This is a genomic window from Pseudomonas sp. H9 (assembly GCF_004353925.1).
GTDB lineage: Bacteria > Pseudomonadota > Gammaproteobacteria > Pseudomonadales > Pseudomonadaceae > Aquipseudomonas.
The window spans coordinates 144,023-161,719 of record NZ_SMOK01000047.1; the positions used below are offsets into that span (position 1 = coordinate 144,023).

16 protein-coding genes are annotated in these 17,697 nt (G+C 59.5%); all 16 read right to left on the minus strand.

Translation table 11 applies throughout. The features are described from left to right. Positions 1–5 precede the first annotated feature (5 nt). The 16 genes from E1573_RS25470 to E1573_RS25545 all read right to left on the minus strand — a co-directional run bounded on the left by E1573_RS25470 (position 6) and on the right by E1573_RS25545 (position 17,692). Positions 6–1,184 (minus strand): PAS domain-containing sensor histidine kinase, encoded by a 1,179-nt coding sequence (locus E1573_RS25470; RefSeq protein WP_133217307.1) that lies wholly within the window; start codon positions 1,182–1,184, stop codon positions 6–8. A 204-nt stretch (positions 1,185–1,388) separates the two neighbouring features. Continuing rightward, complete coding sequence (gene fleQ / locus E1573_RS25475) at positions 1,389–2,864, minus strand: transcriptional regulator FleQ (RefSeq protein ID WP_133217308.1); 1,476 nt, start codon at positions 2,862–2,864, stop codon at positions 1,389–1,391. A 170-nt stretch (positions 2,865–3,034) separates the two neighbouring features. Beyond that, positions 3,035–3,331, minus strand: a complete 297-nt coding sequence (fliT, locus tag E1573_RS25480) for a flagellar protein FliT (protein WP_133217309.1) — start codon at positions 3,329–3,331, stop codon at positions 3,035–3,037. Between the two features lie 25 nt (positions 3,332–3,356). After that, positions 3,357–3,746: a flagellar export chaperone FliS gene (fliS, locus tag E1573_RS25485; RefSeq protein WP_133217310.1), complete on the minus strand. Its 390-nt coding sequence runs from the start codon at positions 3,744–3,746 to the stop codon at positions 3,357–3,359. A gap of 169 nt (positions 3,747–3,915) precedes the next feature. Then, positions 3,916–5,280 (minus strand): flagellar filament capping protein FliD, encoded by a 1,365-nt coding sequence (gene fliD / locus E1573_RS25490; RefSeq protein ID WP_133217311.1) that lies wholly within the window; start codon positions 5,278–5,280, stop codon positions 3,916–3,918. A gap of 77 nt (positions 5,281–5,357) precedes the next feature. Further along, positions 5,358–5,702 (minus strand): flagellar protein FlaG, encoded by a 345-nt coding sequence (locus tag E1573_RS25495; RefSeq protein WP_133217312.1) that lies wholly within the window; start codon positions 5,700–5,702, stop codon positions 5,358–5,360. A 74-nt stretch (positions 5,703–5,776) separates the two neighbouring features. After that, complete coding sequence (locus tag E1573_RS25500; protein WP_133217313.1) at positions 5,777–7,501, minus strand: flagellin; 1,725 nt, start codon at positions 7,499–7,501, stop codon at positions 5,777–5,779. Between the two features lie 312 nt (positions 7,502–7,813). Beyond that, on the minus strand, positions 7,814–8,755 hold the full coding sequence (locus tag E1573_RS25505) for a ketoacyl-ACP synthase III (RefSeq protein ID WP_133217314.1): 942 nt from the start codon (positions 8,753–8,755) through the stop codon (positions 7,814–7,816). Positions 8,756–9,066: 311 nt separating this feature from the next. Continuing rightward, complete coding sequence (locus E1573_RS25510; RefSeq protein WP_133217315.1) at positions 9,067–10,632, minus strand: flagellar hook-associated protein 3; 1,566 nt, start codon at positions 10,630–10,632, stop codon at positions 9,067–9,069. 13 nt (positions 10,633–10,645) lie between these two features. Then, a complete protein-coding gene (flgK, locus tag E1573_RS25515; protein ID WP_133217316.1) occupies positions 10,646–12,688 on the minus strand; it encodes a flagellar hook-associated protein FlgK in 2,043 nt (680 codons plus the stop codon). A 10-nt stretch (positions 12,689–12,698) separates the two neighbouring features. After that, complete coding sequence (gene flgJ, locus E1573_RS25520) at positions 12,699–13,889, minus strand: flagellar assembly peptidoglycan hydrolase FlgJ (RefSeq protein ID WP_133217317.1); 1,191 nt, start codon at positions 13,887–13,889, stop codon at positions 12,699–12,701. Positions 13,890–13,899: 10 nt separating this feature from the next. Beyond that, positions 13,900–15,009 (minus strand): flagellar basal body P-ring protein FlgI, encoded by a 1,110-nt coding sequence (locus tag E1573_RS25525; protein ID WP_133217318.1) that lies wholly within the window; start codon positions 15,007–15,009, stop codon positions 13,900–13,902. Between the two features lie 12 nt (positions 15,010–15,021). Next, positions 15,022–15,717, minus strand: coding sequence for a flagellar basal body L-ring protein FlgH (flgH, locus tag E1573_RS25530; RefSeq protein ID WP_133217319.1), 696 nt, complete (start codon positions 15,715–15,717; stop codon positions 15,022–15,024). Between the two features lie 54 nt (positions 15,718–15,771). Then, entirely contained in the window at positions 15,772–16,557 is a 786-nt protein-coding gene (gene flgG / locus E1573_RS25535) for a flagellar basal-body rod protein FlgG (RefSeq protein WP_133217320.1), read from the minus strand. Positions 16,558–16,602: 45 nt separating this feature from the next. After that, entirely contained in the window at positions 16,603–17,343 is a 741-nt protein-coding gene (locus E1573_RS25540) for a flagellar basal body rod protein FlgF (RefSeq protein ID WP_133217321.1), read from the minus strand. A gap of 166 nt (positions 17,344–17,509) precedes the next feature. Then, a complete protein-coding gene (locus tag E1573_RS25545) occupies positions 17,510–17,692 on the minus strand; it encodes a hypothetical protein (protein ID WP_133217322.1) in 183 nt (60 codons plus the stop codon). Positions 17,693–17,697: the final 5 nt, after the last annotated feature.

Below are 17,697 nucleotides of genomic sequence, written 5' to 3' on the forward strand. Positions count from 1 at the left end.
TCCCTTTACAGCGCGTCTATCAACGGCAAAGTAACCAGCGCACAGGTGCCACGACCCGGCTTCGAACGTAATTGCAGGGCGCCCTGATGCGCCCGCGCCACTGCCTTGACCACCGCCAGGCCGAGCCCGGTGCCGGTGGCTTTGGTGGTAAGGAACGGCTCACCCAAGCGCGCCAGCAAGGCGCTATCAATGCCCGCACCGGCATCACTGATGCACAGGCGCAGCATCTGCCCGCGGCGGTACAGGTGCACTTTAAGGCGCACCGACTCGCCACCGGCTTGCAGGGCATTTTCAATCAGGTTGAGCAAGGCACCGACCAGAGTGTCGCGGTTGCACAGCAGCTCACCCAGATGGCTGTCGCACTGCCAACGCACGGCATGCCCCTGAACATGCACCTGCGCCGCTTGCTGCAGCGCCTGAAACAACGCCTTGGGGGTGATACGGTCGGTCAACGGTAGCTCGCCGCGGGCAAACACCAGCATGTCGCGCACCTGATGCTCCAGCTCGTGCAGGCGCTCTTTGAGATGGCCGGCGAAGCGCTGCTGGGTGTCTTGCGGCAACGCCTGCTCGGCCAGGTGGCTGGCGTAAAGCAACGCCGCCGACAACGGTGTACGGATCTGATGCGCCAGCGAAGCTACCATCCGCCCCAACGACGACAGGCGTTCATGCCGCGCCAGCTCGCCCTGCAGGTGACGGGTTTCAGTCAGATCGTTGAGCAACACCAGTTGCCCCGGCTCGGCATCCAACGAGCGAGTGGCAATCGACAAGCGCCGACCATCACGCAGCGACACTTCATGACCGTCATCGACCCGCGGAGCAAAGCTGCGCGCAATCACCTGACGCCACAGCTCACCCACCAACGGCTCACCCAACAGATCACAGGCCGCCGGGTTGGCTTCACGCACCCGCCCCTGCGCATCAATGACAATGACGCCGCCCGGCAGCAGGTCGAGCAGGTTTTGCAGACGATTGGCCAGGCGTTCTTTTTCGGCCAGCTCAGCCATACGCTGGGCACTGACCACCGCCAGCTCACCCTTGAGTTCGGTGACCCGTGCTTCCAGCAGATTGAACGACTCACTGAGCTGGCTGGAAACCTGATCGAACAAACCCAGGCGAGTTTCCTGCTCGGCGGCGTTCGCCCCCTTCAGATTAGGGACACTGCGGATGGGGGCGGCCTGGGGCATCGTGCTCTCTCGCGTGGCTGACCGTCATAAAACGGTATGTTGCCAGCGATATAGCAATAGACGTGCCGGATACTTGGCCGAAGGTTGCGACGGGTTGCCTTGCACGCCACACAAAGCAGGCAGGACGGGGGTTACAGCCTTGCACTTCGTAGGGATATAAAACACAACGGGGCGCCTGAGCGCCCCGTTGTCGTCAATCAAGCGTCAATCCTCCGCCTGATCTTCACCGTCGCGACGGCTCATGCCGTACTTGCGCATCTTCTCCACCAGGGTGGTACGGCGGATACGCAGACGTTCAGCAGCGCGCGCCACGATGCCGTTGGCATCATCCAGCGCCTGCTGGATCAAGCCTTGCTCCAAGCCACCGAGGTAGTCTTTGAGGTCCAGGCCTTCCGGCGGCAGCATGGCGTGCGTCGAGAAAGTCGGCATGCCACCGTTGATAGCCACGCGCTCTTCCATGTCGGAACGCAGGCTGTCGACCAGATGCTCGTCTTCGTCATCGACGTAGCGGAATTTCTTCGGCAGCTCCGAGACGCCAATCACCCCATACGGGTGCATGATCGCCATGCGCTCGACCAGGTTGGCCAGCTCACGGACGTTGCCCGGCCAGCCATGTCGGCACAGCGACATGATTGCCGCCGAATTGAAGCGGATCGAACCGCGCTTCTCGTGCTCCATGCGCGAGATCAGCTCGTTCATCAGCAGCGGGATGTCCTCGACACGCTCACGCAGCGGGGCCATCTCGATGGGGAACACGTTGAGGCGGTAGTACAGGTCTTCGCGGAAGGTGCCCGCCTCGATCATGCTTTCCAGGTTCTTGTGGGTCGCAGCGATGATGCGCACATCGATGCCCTGGGTCTTGTTGCTGCCCACGCGCTCAAAGGTCCGCTCTTGCAGCACACGCAACAGCTTGACCTGCATCGGCAGCGGCATGTCACCGATTTCATCGAGGAACAGCGTACCGCCATTGGCCAGCTCGAAACGCCCGGCACGGCTGGTGATCGCCCCGGTAAAGGCGCCCTTCTCATGGCCGAACAGTTCGCTTTCCAGCAGCTCAGCCGGGATCGCGCCGCAGTTGACCGGCACGAACGGCGCCTCACGGCGCTTGGAATGGTAATGCAGGTTACGCGCAACCACTTCCTTGCCTGTGCCCGACTCACCAAGGATCAGCACACTGGCATCGGTATCGGCCACTTGCTGCATCATCTGGCGCACATGCTGGATGGCACGGCTGGTGCCCACCAGGCTGCGGAACAGGTTCGGCTCGCGCTGGCGACCGCGCTCACGCGCCTGGTCGTACATTTCGCGGTAAACCTGGGCACGGTGCAGCGAATCGAGCAACTTGCTGTAGCTCGGCGGCATCTCGATGCTGGAAAGAACGCGACGGCGCAGCTCTTCTGGCAACTCGGCAGAAGAAATTTCACCAATTAACAGAACCGGAAGGAACTCATCCCACGCTGCCACTGTCTTAAGCACGCCCAAAAGACTTGCTGGAGCGTTAACGGTCCCGATCAAGACACACAGTACTTCTCGACTGGATGACAACGACTCAACCACCTGCTGCCAATCATGGCTTGAGCAAGTGATATTTTCTTCGCCAAGAAAATTTAAAACCACCGCCAAATCGCGGCGGCGGGCGCTATCGTCATCGATCAGCAGAATTTTGGTTTCACGCCACATGCAATAGCAACTTCCCTAGTCATCTCGGCACCCTTTTCAGGGCAAGCTCGACATCATTCCGACTGAACGGTCAGTGTTCGGACGTCTGAAATTTGAAAACAGCTACTAGTTAAGTCAAAAAACCGCACAGAGTCAAATTTATGGCGCCCTGTTTATGGTTTTGCCCAGCTTCAGCTGAACAAATGGTATACCTTCGCCGCGTTTTTGGCATGCCGGATCTGCGACATCTCATCGACTATTGATTGACGCTCGTCACTTGCAACGGCAATTAGTTGCCGGTAAACACCAAGCAACTCCTCCAGACTGCTGCGCAGACTTTCTTCATTGACCGATGCTTCGGCCAGCACTTCGTCGACACACGAGCGACAACTCACGTCGAGCTCGCTGATTGCCCCCCAGTCACGACTATTCAGGGCACCCAGCAAGGCTTCGCGTGTTTCCTCAATCCTTTGCAGTGCTTGGCTCATGATCTTTACCTCAATGCCAACGGCTTTATTGGGGAGCGATGGCATCCCAGCCGGATTTAACCGTGATCAGCAGACGCGCAACTTCGTCGATCATCTCGACGTTGTTGGTGCTGTTGGCTTCCACCAAGCGGTTGGCCATGTAGCCGTACAGGGCATCCAGTTGATGCACGGCTGCAGGATCTTCGGCTTTTTCAGCATCCAGGCCGTCGCGCAGGCCGGTGATGATGTCGATTGCCTTGCCCAGCATCAGGCCTTTTTGCGCGATGTCGTCACGGGCGATGGCGCCTTTGGCCTGAGCCATGCGATCCAACCCGCCTTCCATCAGCATTTGCACCAAACGGTGCGGGCTGGCTTCAGAGACTTGAGCGTGGGAATTGACCTTCTGGTATTGGCGAAGGGCTCTCATTGGGTTCATGTTGCTACCTCGTTAAAGGCCTCAGGCGAATAAGTGGGCTCTAAGGTTTGTAGAAAAGTCGCCGCTCGGAGACTTTTCTTACAAACCCTAACCAAGGTTTCGACTGTGTGGCAAAAAACTTTAATCCAGCACCCGCGCCCCCTCACCGGGTGCGCGGGCGTGTAACCGATCACTCGGACTTAGCGTTGTTCAGCGAGTTGAGGGTAGTCATCATGCTCGACGCGCTGGCGTTGAGCTGCGCGATCATGGTGTCCATCGCTGTGTACTTCTTGGTCAGCGAGTCTGTCAGCGCCTCCATGCGCCGGTCCAGATCGGCCTGCTCGGTGGTCAGGTCGGTCAACTTGTTGTTGAGGTCGGTGGCACGGGTGGCCAGGCTGCCGGTGGTACCCACGTAGCTGGCGGTGGCCTTGTTCATACGGGTGATCAGGCCAGTGTCGCCGGTAAACAGCTTGGCGATATCGCCTGCGCCTTTGACTACCGCCTTGTCCCACGCCTTATCGTCCAGGCTCAGCAGGCCGGTTTTCTGGTCGGTGGTGATGCCCATTGCCGCGAGGCTGGTAATGCTACCCGAGCCTTTGCCATTGGTCAGTTCGCCACGCAGGCTGGAAACCAGCTGACGCATCGATGCATCGCCGGTCAAAGCACCTGCCGTGGTGGTGGAGGCATCACCGGTAGAGGTGACCTTGGTCTGGGTATTGATCGCGGTCATCAGCGCGTTGTACGCAGTGACGAACGACTGCACCGAGGTCTTCAAGGTGTCGGTGTTGCTGGCCACGGTGATGGTGATCGGCTTGTCTTTTTCCGCAGCGACCAGATCAAGGGTCACTCCACTGATGGCGGAGTCAATCTTGTTGGTTTTCGACTCCATGGCAATGCCGTCGATGCTGTACTTGGCGTTCTGCGCCGGAGCACCTGCAGTAAAGGCGGTGGCCAGTTCGGAGTCACCGCTGAGGGTGATATCCGTGCCTTCGCCAGTAGTGGTCGAACCGATGACCAGACGCGAACCACTGGCGTCATTGAGAATGTTGGCGGTGATGCCCTGGGCCGAAAGCTGGGTGTTGATCTGCTCACGGGTTTCCTGCAGGGTCGCACCGCCAGGAATGATCACGTCATAGCTTTTACCCGACTGGGTAATGGTCAGCGTCTGTGCTTCGTCAGTGCTGTTGGCCTTGCTGGTGGCGCCATCGGCGTACACCTTGCTGGTCAGTTTCGACGAAGTCGCCAGGCTGTCGACGACCACGGTGTATTTACCGCTGGACGCCCCCTCACCGAGGGTGACCTTGACGTTCTTTTCTTCGGAGGTGGTAGCAGCCAGGCCGTTGAAGGCGGCGGCATTGTTCAACTTGGTGATTGCCGCCTGGAACGCTTCGAGCGCCGTCTTTACCGAGCCGACTGCCGACAGTTTGATGGTCGCGTCTTTTTGCTGAGCGGTGATTTGCGCCTGTTTGGGTGCCTTTTCTGCCCCGACCAGCGCCTTGACGATGCCTTGCGTGTCGTAGCCCGAACCTGGGCCGGAAATCGTTGAACTAGCCATTTGCTACTCTCCTTGCGGCTGCCGCTTTCTTGGCGAAAAACGCCTAAGCGGCAATCTGAAACAGGTTTCGTGCCAACTCAAGCCTTGGTGTTGAACAACAGGCTGCTGGCATCGCTCAGATTCTGCGCGAGCTTCAGCGCGGTTTCTGATGGAAGCTGGCGAACTACTTCACCACTGTCGGTGGCGATCACTTTGACCACCACAATGCCGGTGGTTTCATCGATGGAAAAGTCCAGGTTACGGTGGGTAGCCTGTACAAATTCACGCATCTCGGTTACAGCTTTTTCCAGCGCCGCACGCTGCGACTCTTCGGCTGCTGCGGGCTCAGTCTTTTCTGCAGGCTTAGCCTGGGCCGCCTGAGCGCCTTGGGCCTGGGTGACAGCGGCCGGGTACGACGTGTTCAGCTTGATACTCATGTCCATGTCATCACCTCGAAACTGAAAAAAACGAAAGGGCACGTATACGCGCCCTTCCGTTAACTAACCGCTAAACGCTATTACTGAAGCAGCTTCAGAACAGACGATGGCAGCTGGTTGGCCTGGGACAGGATCGCAGTGGAAGCCTGTTGCAGGGTTTGTTGCTTGGTCAGCTCGGCAGCTTCAGAAGCGAAGTCAGCGTCTTCTACACGGCCTTTAGCAGCCGAGGAGTTCTGCGAAATGCTCTGCAGGTTGGCGACGGTGCTGGCGAAACGGTTTTGCACCGCACCCAGCTGCGAACGCTGGCTGTCGATCTGCTGCATGGCGTCGTCCAGAGCCTGGATGGCCTGCTGCGAAGAAGCGGCAGTCAGGATGTTCAGGTCGGAAACGCTGGTTTCCATGGTGGTGGCAGACTTGGTGCCAGCGGCGGCAACAGCGGTCAGACCCAGAGCAGCCAGACCGGTACCGGCAGCGCCGTCCTTGACGGTGATGTCTTTGTCAGCGAACAGGTTCAGGGTGCCGTCGGTGTTTTTGCTGGCGATAACGCCGGTGCTGGCGCTGTTGATCGAAGCAACAACGGCATCGATGGTGTCGCCTTTCTTGAACTTGACTTCAACGCCGTTCAGGTCGATGGAAGTGTCAGCAGTCAGTTTGGCTTGAGTAGTACCAGCCGACAGACCCAGCTGCGACAGCGAACCGGCAGAAGTGTTAGCCAGCTTGATGTCAGCACCGTTGCCCGAAGTCAGCTTGACACGGCCATCGACGAGCTCGGCTTTAGCACCGTTAGCCGTGCCACCTGCAGCGGTTTCCATGGCGGTCAGTACGTTGGCAATGGTGCTGGTTGCAGTCCAGCTAACAGCGTTGCCATTGACAGTAATGGAGCCGGTAGCATCCATTGTGCTAGCAGTGGTAACAGGTACGGCTGCTGTAGTACCTGCTGCGCCCAGGCCAAGCGAGGCCAAACCGTTGGTTGCAGGACCAGGGTTGGTACCCAGCGTGATGTCACTGCTCGACTTCAGGGTCACAATGCCAGCAGCGTCGGCACTTGCAGTAACGCCAGTCTCAGCGGTCTTTTTGTTGATTTCAGTGACTGCAGCGGCGCCAGCGGCAGCACCAGCGGCAGCAGCAGTCAGCTTGACAGTTACACCGTTGATCACCAGCTCATCAGTAGCAAGGGTGGCACCAGCGGCCGCACCGCCTACCTTTTTAGCGACATCGCCGAATGCCGAACCGGTAGTGGTAGCAGCCAGGCCTTTGGGTGCATCGCCATTAACCGAAGCTTCGCTGTAAGTACCTTTCAGCGCAGTGGCGCTGATGTCGGTCATGCCGAACGAAATGGTTTCGTTGGCGTTGGCGCCGATCTGGAACGCAACGTTGCTGAACGAGCCGTCCAGCAGGTTACGACCACCGAAGGTGGTGGTGCTGGCGATACGGTTCAGTTCGCCGACTTTAGCGGTGAATTCTTGCTGCAGGGAAACACGGTCAGCGTCGGATTTATCACCGTTCGCTGCTTGCAGGGCGAGTTCACGCAGACGCTGCAGGGTGTTGGTGGATTCCTGCATTGCGCCTTCAGCGGTCTGGGCGATCGAAACACCGTTGTTGGCGTTAGCGATGGCAACGTTCAGGCCTTTGACCTGGTTGTTCAGACGGTTGGCGATCTGCATGCCAGCGGCGTCGTCTTTGGCGCTGTTGATTTTCAGGCCGGAAGACAGACGGTTCATCGACTGGCTCAGGGCGTCGGAAGCTTTGTTCAGGTTCTTCTGGACACCCAGGGAAGTGATGTTGGTGTTTACGGATAATGCCATTACGAAATCCTCGTTGGATGGATACTGCGGCTTCCGGCCCTGGCAACCGCCGGGTGTGGCCTAGAGAACCTTCGTAATGGTTATCGTCGTGAAAACAGGTTGCTTGAGGGTTTTTTTGAAAATTTTTACTAGCACCGTGCCACCCTTTGTAATTCAAGGGCTTGAACGCCAATAAAAACGGGGCATTGCGCAAAAACTGACGCCAGTAATCCGAAGTCATCCGGTGGGAGCGGGCTTGCCCCGCGAACGCGATCTGGCAGTCACACCGCATCGCGGGGCAAGCCCGCTCCCACCGGCCCTCTAGCGTAAGGCTTACGAGCGATAGAGGATTGCCGAGCCCCACGACAGGCCGACACCAAAGCCACTGATGGCCACGCGCTTCCAGCTGCCGTCGAGCATGTGTTTCTCCAGCAGCAGCGGCACGCTGGACGACACGGTGTTGCCGGTTTCGAGCATGTCCTTGATGAACTTGTCCTTCACCGTCGACTCCGGATCTTCGTCAAAACGACGGGCCACGGCATCAACAATCGCGGCGCTGCCCTGGTGGATGCAGAACGCATCGACATCTGCGGCGGTCAGCCCCGAAGCATCAAGCAGTTCGTTCAGGTGCGCAGGCACTTTGACCAAGGCAAAGTTGAATACCTGACGGCCGTTCATGAAGAAATTGCCATCAGTGACTTTCAGGTGCGCAGCACCGGAGCCGTCGGTACCGAAGCGCGCCTGCCCCAGCTGCCAGGTGGCATCTTCGCCCATCCAGGTGGCGGTGGCGGCATCACCGAACAGCATGGTGGTGTTGCGGTCTTCCGGATCAACGATTTTCGAATACGGGTCGGCGGTGATCAGCAGGCCGTTCTTCAGGCCTGCGGCCTCCATGAAGCCCTTGATTGCATACAGGCCATAGACATACCCCGAGCAGCCCAGCGATACGTCAAACGCTGCCACCCGAGTCGACAGGCCGAGTTTGTCCTGGACGATGGCGGCGGTGTGCGGCAAACCTTCTTCGTCACCGTTTTGGGTGACCACGATCAGCGCATCAATGGATTGCGGGTCGAGGCTTGGGTTGTTGGCAAACAACGCCTTGGCGGCCTCTACGCAGAGGTCTGAGGTTTCTTGCTCATCGTCCTTGCGCGGCAGAAAGGTCGAACCGATCTTGCCAAAGATGAAGGTCTCATCCTTGCCGAACTTCGCACCCTGGGCATAGTTGTCCAGGCCAGCGGGGGGCACGTAACTCGCGATACTTTTAATGCCAATCATTCTGGCTTCCCAATCAAAACAGCCAAAGACCGCCGCTCGCTAAACTGAGGGCGCCAAAAACCGGGCCTGCACTGCCCTGAAGCTACACACTAAAAATCGGCAACAAATTCTTGCAAATGCCACCAACAGGATACAGGGAAGATGCCCGATCCGACTCATTGGTCACACTCAATTACCATAAGTCGAGGGCTACAGGCATTCTCACAGGCAAAAAAAACCGGTAGGAGCGGGCTTGCCCCGCGATTGCGGTGTGTCAGTCACATTGCAATCGCGGGGCAAGCCCGCTCCCACCGGAGGGTGTTTTGGGCGGCTTAGAGCTTGTTGAACAAGCTCAGCTGCGACAAGCGTGCAAAGGCCAACTGTGAGGCCTCCAGCATCGCCTGCTGCAAGGTCAAGGTGATCGCCGCCGTCGACATATCGGTATTACCAATAGCCGCCTGGGTGCTCTTGTTGGCCAGGTCCAGGCTGATGTTCTCCTGCTTCTGGATTTCCAGCGAGTTACCCCGCGCACCGATCGAGCCACGCGTGATGTCCATGCGCTCACGGGCACTGGCGATGTTGGAAATCGCCGAATCTACCGCCTGCTTGAGGGCAATCGATGTCTCGCCATCGGTCACTGGCTTGTCCAGCGCGGTACGCAACTGCGCCAGGGTATCAAGCACGTTCTGGGTCTTGTGGGTATTGGCCGTCACGCCGAACTGATCACCGGCCTTTGGCGGGCCGTCGAACTGATAGGTAACACCGGCGACGGTCAGGGCGTTGCCAGCCCCGATGGTGCCGCTGGCCACCGGCTTGCTGTCAGCGGTGTAAGGCTGGGCATACAGCTCGTAATCAGTATCGCTGGTGAACTTGAGCAGCGCCCCGCCACTGGGGAAGGTGCTGCGATAGTCATCATTATCGCTGATGCTGGTACCGGTGACCTGCGCCGTAGACGGGTTACCGGCACCACGCGAGGCGTTGATGGTGTCGGGGCGCGCACCGAAGGTGAACTCATGCCCGGCAATGACGGCGTCAGGATCATCACCGTCCTTGAGGGCGATGTTGATCTCCAGATCGACACCGCGGAAGGAGATCATGTTGCCGCCTTCAGCGTTGCGGTCGAAGGTGCCGTTGGTAGCGGTTTCGCTGGTGACGTCGTTACCGTTGGCATCCTTGATGCTGTACTGCGTTGCGCTGGTGAAGGTGATGGTATACGGCTGACCTTTACCAAACGAACTGTTATAGGTGTTGACCGAGGTCATCAGGCCCTGAGACAAGCCGACACGGCCGTCGTTAGGCAGTGGCGCCTGCAGGCTGGTCTCGGTCCGGCTGTTGTTGATGGCCTGATCGAAAACGCTGTAACCGCTGTCGTTGGTGGCCAGGAACAGGGTATCGGAGACCTGCAGGCTGAGCTGGGTCTGATCACCCTGATAGCTGTAGGTACCGTCGCTGTTGCGCACGTAAGGCGGCTGCGAAGTCTTGGAGCCGCCAAACAGGTAGTTGCCATTGGCATCACGGGAATTAAGCAGGCCGAAGACGTTGGCTTCGATCTCTTTGATCTCGGCACTGATCGAGGCCCGGTCGGCATCGCTCAGACTGCCGTCACCGGCCTTCAAGGTCAGCTCGACGGCCCGTTGCAGCGCGTCGTTGATGGTCGAAAGCACGCTTTCTTCCTGCAACAGCGCGTTGTTCACGGTGGTCATGTTGGCGTCATATTGACCCAACAAGGCGCTTTGCTGCTGCAACAACAGCAAACGCGCAGCACCGACCGGATCATCCGCCGCAGTCTGGATGCGAATACCCGACGACACCTGCTCCGAGGTTTTGGCAGTGTCGGAGAAATTCTTCGAGTAGCTGTTGGCGCTGGTCTCATAGAACTGAGCAGTGGAAATACGCACGGTCGGCTACTCCTTACAGGGCGTTGATCAAGGTGCTGAAGGTTTCTTGCGCGGTCTTGATGATCTGCGACGACGCGGTGTAGTAGTGCTGGAACTTCACCAGGCTTGCGGCTTCGTCATCCAGGTTGACCCCGGAAACCGAAGCGCGCCCAGCCTTGGCCGAATCCAGCACGGCACCGCTGGCGGTGCTGTCGATCTTGGCCTGGTTGGCCTTGGCCCCGACCCGCTCGACCAACGAGGCATAGGCCGAGGTGAAGCTGGTGCCTGCACCTGCGCCGGTGCCGACCGTGGCCTTGGTTTGCAGGTCGAGCAGCGACTGGGCGTTGCGGTTGTCGGATTTACCCTCGGCGTTGAACGCCAGGGTGAAGCTGTCATTGCCCGCCGGGCTGCCGCCAACGGTGGTTTCGACACTGAAGGTACGCGGGTTGCCGCTACCATCGAGGATCGGCGCACCCGAGGCGTCGCGCATCGGCACATTGATCGACAGTTTGTTGTCCTGGCCCGGCACAATGGTGCCTGAGCCAATCTCGGCGCCTTTGGAGTCGAACAACTTGTAACCTTGCGTGCCGCCACTGGCGTCGCTGAACACCACGCGCACCGGCATGGAGTGCTTGATCGCCTCCTGCATTTGCGCCTGCTCGGCACCACCGTAAATATCCAGGCGCTCGCCCAGGTTCGGCTGGGTGATGGTGCCGGTACCGCCATTGCCGCCACCGGCAGTGGCGCTGATCGGGCCGGCAAATGCCAGCTTGTTGGCGTCGGTCAGCACCGTATCGATGCTGCCAGCTGCCGCACGGGTCGGAATGACCTTGAAGCTGTCACCCGCCGCCAGGGTGCCGCCGTTGAGCGACAGGGTGAAACCGTCAATTTCCGGTGCTGGGTCCTGGTCGATGGCGAAAGGGCCCATCTCGGTGCCATCGGAGCGGCGCACGGTGTAGTTCTTGTCGCTGGTGAACTTGACCTCATAGTCGTACGTGCTCAGCGCACCGCTGTTGGTGATGGTCACGTTGAGGTTGCCAGAGCCTGCGCTGTTGCCCGACGACGCCAAGCTGCGTTGGCTGATCGCGGCGGCGCTGTTGATGCTGGAGAACAGCCCGCTGCCGAACTGGCCATTGGCATCCAGGCCCTGCCCCAACTGGCTGTTGATCGTGTCGGCAACTACCAGCGCCACACGCCCCAGTTCGTTCATCGACGGGTTGAGGACTTCATCGCGATAGCGCAGCAAGCCACCGATCTGCCCGCCACTGACCACCGAGGTGACGTCAGAACTGAAGGTCTGATAATTGATGCTGATGCTGTACTGGCTCTTGTCGGTGGGGCTCGGCCCGACCGACAAGGTGTTGGCCTGGTAACCGGTGACCAGCGATTGGCCGGTACCCAGGTAGACGTCGAGGTTGCCGTCACGCTCCTGTACGGTCACGCCGACCAGTTCATTGAGCTGACGCACCGCTTCGTTGCGCGCATCGATCAGGTTGTTGGGGGTGTTGCCCGAAGCCGACATCTGCACGATTTGCTTGTTGTATTCAGCAATGTTGGCGGTCAGTTTGTTGACCTGCCCGGTCATGGTGTCGAGCTGGGAGTTGATGTTGTCGTTCTGCTGGCTCATCTGCTTCGAGATGGCGTTGAAACGGTTGCTCAGGGTTTGCGCCTGAGTCAGCAGCAGCTGGCGCGAGGCAACATCACTGGGCGACGCCGAGGCGGTCTGCAAGGCGGAGAAAAACGAGGTGAGCACCGAGCTGATGCCGGTGTCGCGGTCGGCCAGCAACTTGTCGACGCTGGTGATCTGATCCTGGAAGGCAAGTGCATCGGTGTTCAGCGACGTGGCGGTTTGCAGCTGATTATCCAGGTAGCTGTTGTAGATGCGGCGAACATCCGACAGCGTGGTACCGGTGCCGATAAAGCCGACACCAATGTTCTGCATGCCACCAGCGACCTGCACTGCCTGCTGGCGCGAATAACCCGACGTCGCCGCGTTGGCGATGTTGTTCGAGGTAATCGCAAGTGCGGCCTGGCTGGCATTCAGGCCACTCAGCCCGATCGAGATCAGATTCGACATTCTTCAGTCCTTATAGATTCGTGGTACCGCCAGCCAAGGCGTATTGCGGGGTTGGCTGCAACTGCCGGGCAATGCTGATGATCTTGCGCGCGTAGTCAGGGTCGGTGGCGTAGCCGGCCTTTTGCAGCTCTTTGGCAAACTGTTCCGGGTTATCGGCCGAACTCACGGCATCTTTATAGCGCGCGTTGTTCTGCAACAGGCTGACCAGGTCATGGAAGCTGTCTTGATAGGAATCGTAGGAGCGGAACGCTGCCGTCTCCTTGACGAACTGGCCGTTACGGAACTCGCTGGTAATCGCCCGCGCCTGATCGCCTTGCCAATTGCCGGTGGCCTTGATGCCAAACAGGTTGTGACTGCTGCTGCCATCAGCCTGACGCATGACCGACTTGCCCCAACCAGTTTCCAGTGCGGCCTGCGCCACCAGATAGCGTGGGTCGATGCCAATACGCTTGGCGGCCTGCTCGGCCATCGGCAACATGGTGGCGACGAAATCATCCGAAGAACTGAAGGCACGCTTGGCGGGTGCCAACGGCGGCTGGGCCACGGCACGGCCGTAAATGCGCATCTCGCTCGGTGCGGCAAAAGTTTGCGCTGGCTGCCAGTCACCCTTGGCCACCGCATCACCGATCGCTCGACCAGGAATCGGCGCGGTGTTGGTGGTAGCCGCAACGCCACCGGCAGATGGCACCAGCCCCGCCAGCAGGCGATCAGTGAGCTTGCCCGGCAAGGCCAGGCGACGCGAGTTGAGTGCCGCCACGTCGTTGCGCGTACTCACATCGCTGACGCGATCAGCCACACCGACTGCTGTGGCACCAAGGGCACGCGGCTGCACGTCAAAGCGCGGGAACGGGCTGGTGTTCACCGAGGATGCTTTCTGCTTGGCCAACTGACGCATCAGCACATCTTGCAAGCCAATACCGCCGCCTTCGCGCGACATGCTCACCGCCAGCTGCTGGTCGTACATCTGCTGGTATTGCTTGGTGGTTTCGGTATTGAGCGGGTTGTCCTTGGCCAGCACATCGCTGGCCGAACGCATCGACTTGAGCATCTCGTTGAGAAACAACGATTCGAATTCCTGCGCCACCTTGCGCAGGTTGGCTTCGCTGTCGCGGTCACCAACCTTCAACGAGCTGAGCCGATTAAGGTCGGTGTAGGCACCGCTGTCAGACATCGACGCCATTGGATTTTTTGGCATTTCCATGTGCCAGCCCTCAGATCACGATCAGGTCAGCTTGCAACGCGCCGGCCTGTTTCAACGCTTCAAGGATCGCCATCAGGTCACTCGGCGCAGCCCCAACCTGATTCACAGCGCGAACGATTTCATCCAGCGTGGTGCCCGGGCCGAATTTGAACATCGGCTTGGCTTCCTGCTCGGCATTGACCCGCGAGCGCGGCACCACTGCCGTCTGGCCATTGGAGAACGGCCCCGGCTGGCTGACAATCGGGTCTTCGGTGATGGTCACGGTCAGGCTGCCGTGGGTGACCGCCGCTGGCGAGACCTTGACGTTCTGACCAATAACGATGGTGCCGGTACGCGAGTTGATGATGACCTTGGCCACCGCCTGCCCCGGATCGATTTCCAGGTTCTCGAGGATCGACAGGTAATCGACACGCTGGCTCGGATCGAGCGGCGCGGTGACTCGCACCGAACCACCGTCCACAGCTTGAGCGACGCCAGGGCCAAGCAGTTCGTTGACCTTGTCGACGATGCGCTTGGCGGTGGTGAAGTCCGGGCGGTTAAGGTTCAGGGTCAGGCTGTTGCCCTGGTTGAAACCGCTAGGCACAGCACGCTCAACCGAGGCGCCACCGGGAATCCGCCCGGCCGACGGTACGTTGACGGTGATCTTTGAGCCGTCGCGACCTTCGGCGTCAAAACCGCCCACCACCAGGTTGCCTTGGGCAATGGCGTAGACGTTGCCGTCGATACCCTTGAGCGGCGTCATCAACAGGCTACCGCCGCGCAGACTCTTGGAGTTACCAATCGATGAAACGGTGATATCGACCACCTGCCCCGGCTTGGCGAATGGCGGCAGGTCGGCATGCACCGACACTGCGGCCACGTTTTTGAGCTGCACGTTGCCCGAGCCTGCCGGCACCTTGATACCGAACTGCGAGAGCATGTTGTTGAAAGTCTGCAGGGTGAACGGCGTCTGGGTGGTCTGGTCACCCGTGCCATTGAGGCCCACGACCAAGCCATAACCGATCAACTGGTTACTACGCACGCCGGAAATACTGGCGATGTCCTTCAGGCGTTCGGCCTGCGCGACAACGGCAACTGACATCAAAAGCGCTGCGGTAATCAGCTGCTTGAAGTTGAACATGGTCATTCGAACCTAGAAAGGCCAAAGCGGGCTGATGAAGAAACGGTCGAGCCAACCGGGCTGGCTGGCATCGGCAAAGGAGCCGGTTCCCGAGTAAGTGATGCGCGCATCGGCCACCCGGGTCGAGGGCACGGTGTTGTCGGTGGCAATGTCATCGGCACGCACCATGCCGGCGATCCGCACCAGCTCGTCGCCGGTGTTGAGGGTCAGCCACTTCTCACCGCGCACGGCAATGATGCCGTTGGGTAGCACATCGGCCACAGTGACGGTGATCGAACCGGTCAGGCTGTTGCCCTGCCCGGCTTTACTGTCACCCTTGGTCGCACGGTCACCGCTGTAGCCGGCGCTCAGGCTCAGGTCGCCATCGCTGAACGGGTTGTTGGTGGTCATGGACGAACCGAACAACGAGGTCAGGCCAATGTCGGCCTTACTGTTCTTGGCGATTTGCGAGTTGGCGTTTTTGCTTGCCTGCGTACGCTCATTCAGGGTGATGGTGATGATGTCACCGACCCGGAACGCCTTGCGGTCGCTGTACAGGTTCTGGTCGAAACCAGCCTGGTAGATCGAGCCGTTGTTGGCCGCTGCCGGTAATGGCGTGCGCGGCAATACCGGCGCGTAGTACGGATCATTGGGCTTGGGCGTCGGCGCAACGCAACCGGCCAGCACGGCGATCCCACTCAGGGCTAGTACAGAAAACAAACGACTCATGACTCTGACCTCACGGTGTAACAGGCGCCGATCAAGCGACCTTCAAGGCTTCACTTACAGGTTCTGGGTAACGAACGAGAGCATCTGGTCGGCAGTGGAAATGACCTTGGAGTTCATCTCGTAGGCACGTTGGGTGGTGATCATGTTGACCAGCTCTTCCACGGTGCTGACGTTGGAGTTTTCCAGGGTCTGCTGCTGCACCACACCAAAACCGTTCAGACCTGGCGTACCGATTTGCGGTGCGCCACTGGCTGCGGTTTCCAGGAACAGGTTGCCGCCCACCGCCTGCAGGCCGGCCGGGTTGATGAAGTCGGCGGTCTGGATATTGCCGATCACCTGTGCAGCCGGGTTACCGGCGGTAGTGATCGACACAGTACCGTCACGGCCAACGGTGAAGGTTTGCGCTTCAGGCGGAACCACCACCGCCGGTTCCAGGGCGAAGCCGCTGGCGGTGACGATCTGACCGTCGGAGTTCAGGTGGAAGGTACCGTCACGGGTGTACGAAACAGTGCCATCGGGCTGCAGAATCTGGAAGAAACCGCGACCGTCAACGGCCATATCCAGCGGGTTCTCGGTTGTCTGCAGGCTGCCAGCGATGAAGCTTTTCTGGGTGCCAACGATGCGCACACCGGTACCGGTTTGCAGGCCCGAAGGCAGCTCGCTGTCCTGAGTCGATTGCGCGCCCGGCTGGCGCTGGGTCTGGTAGAGCAAATCCTGGAACTCGGCACGATCACGTTTGAAGCCGGTGGTCGAAACGTTGGCCAGGTTGTTGGAAATGACGGTCAGGTTTTTGTCCTGTGCGGACAGACCGGTTTTACTGACATATAGAGCTGGAAGCATGCCGTTCTCCTCGCGCGCCTGTATTCCGGCGCTACGCCTGTGTGATTAGCCGATCTGCAAAACCCGAGCCATGGCTTCGTCGCCTTCTTTGGCCGTGGTCATCATCTTGATGTGCAGTTCGAATTGCCGAGACAGCGCCAGCACCGAGGTCATTTCCTCAACCGCATTGACGTTACTGTTCTCAAGGAAGCCCGACACCAGCTTGACGTTGGCATCGGCCGGCGCAGGTTGGCCGGTGGTGGTGTGAATCAGGCCGTCCGGACCTTTGGTCATGGTCTTGAGGTCGGGGTTGACCATCTTGATCCGGTCGACTTCGGCCATCACCCGCGGGCCTTCGCCCATGGCGCGGATGGAGATGGTGCCGTCTTCACCCACTTCGATTTTCTGCTCCGGCGGCACGGCAATCGGCCCACCGTTGCCCATCACCGGCATACCGTTGCCGGCACGCAGCACACCCAGGGCGTCGATGTTCATGCTGGCGGTGCGCACATAAGCTTCGCTGCCGTCCGGGGCCTGCACGGCAATAAAACCGTCACCGCCAATGGCAACGTCGAGGTCACGGCCGGTTTCCATCAAGGAGCCGGGAGTGAAGTCGGTTGCCGGGCGTTCGGTCATGGCATAGGCACGCGCCGGAAAGCTGTCACCGAACACCGGCATCGAGCGAGCCTGTTCCAGGTCACGCTGAAAACCGCTGGTAGAAATGTTCGCCAGGTTGTTGGCATGGGCCTTTTGCGCCAGCGCGTTTTGACTGGCGCCGGTCATGGCCACGTAAAGCATCTTGTCCACAGGATCTCCTCTGCACGAACCCTTGTCGCGCTGCCACCTTGGCAAGCATTAAGCAATTATCGAACCAGCACGGGAAAAGCCCCGTATTCCGGGGCTTTGAGGGATGACGCCAGGCATCTGCCGTCAGTTTGTCGGCGAACTGTTGCCGCCTGCGGCAACCACAGCTTCACAAGGTGCGGCAACCGGCATTGTTGTACGGCCCCGAATGCCGCACCCAACCTTCGCCGGGATCGACTTGCGAACACATCAAGCGCCCGGTCACCCGACTCTGCCACTGATACCAGGGCGCTGGCGCTGCCTGCGCGGCACAGACCAACAGCACCCCCACCACACCGATCCAAGTTTTCACCCCTA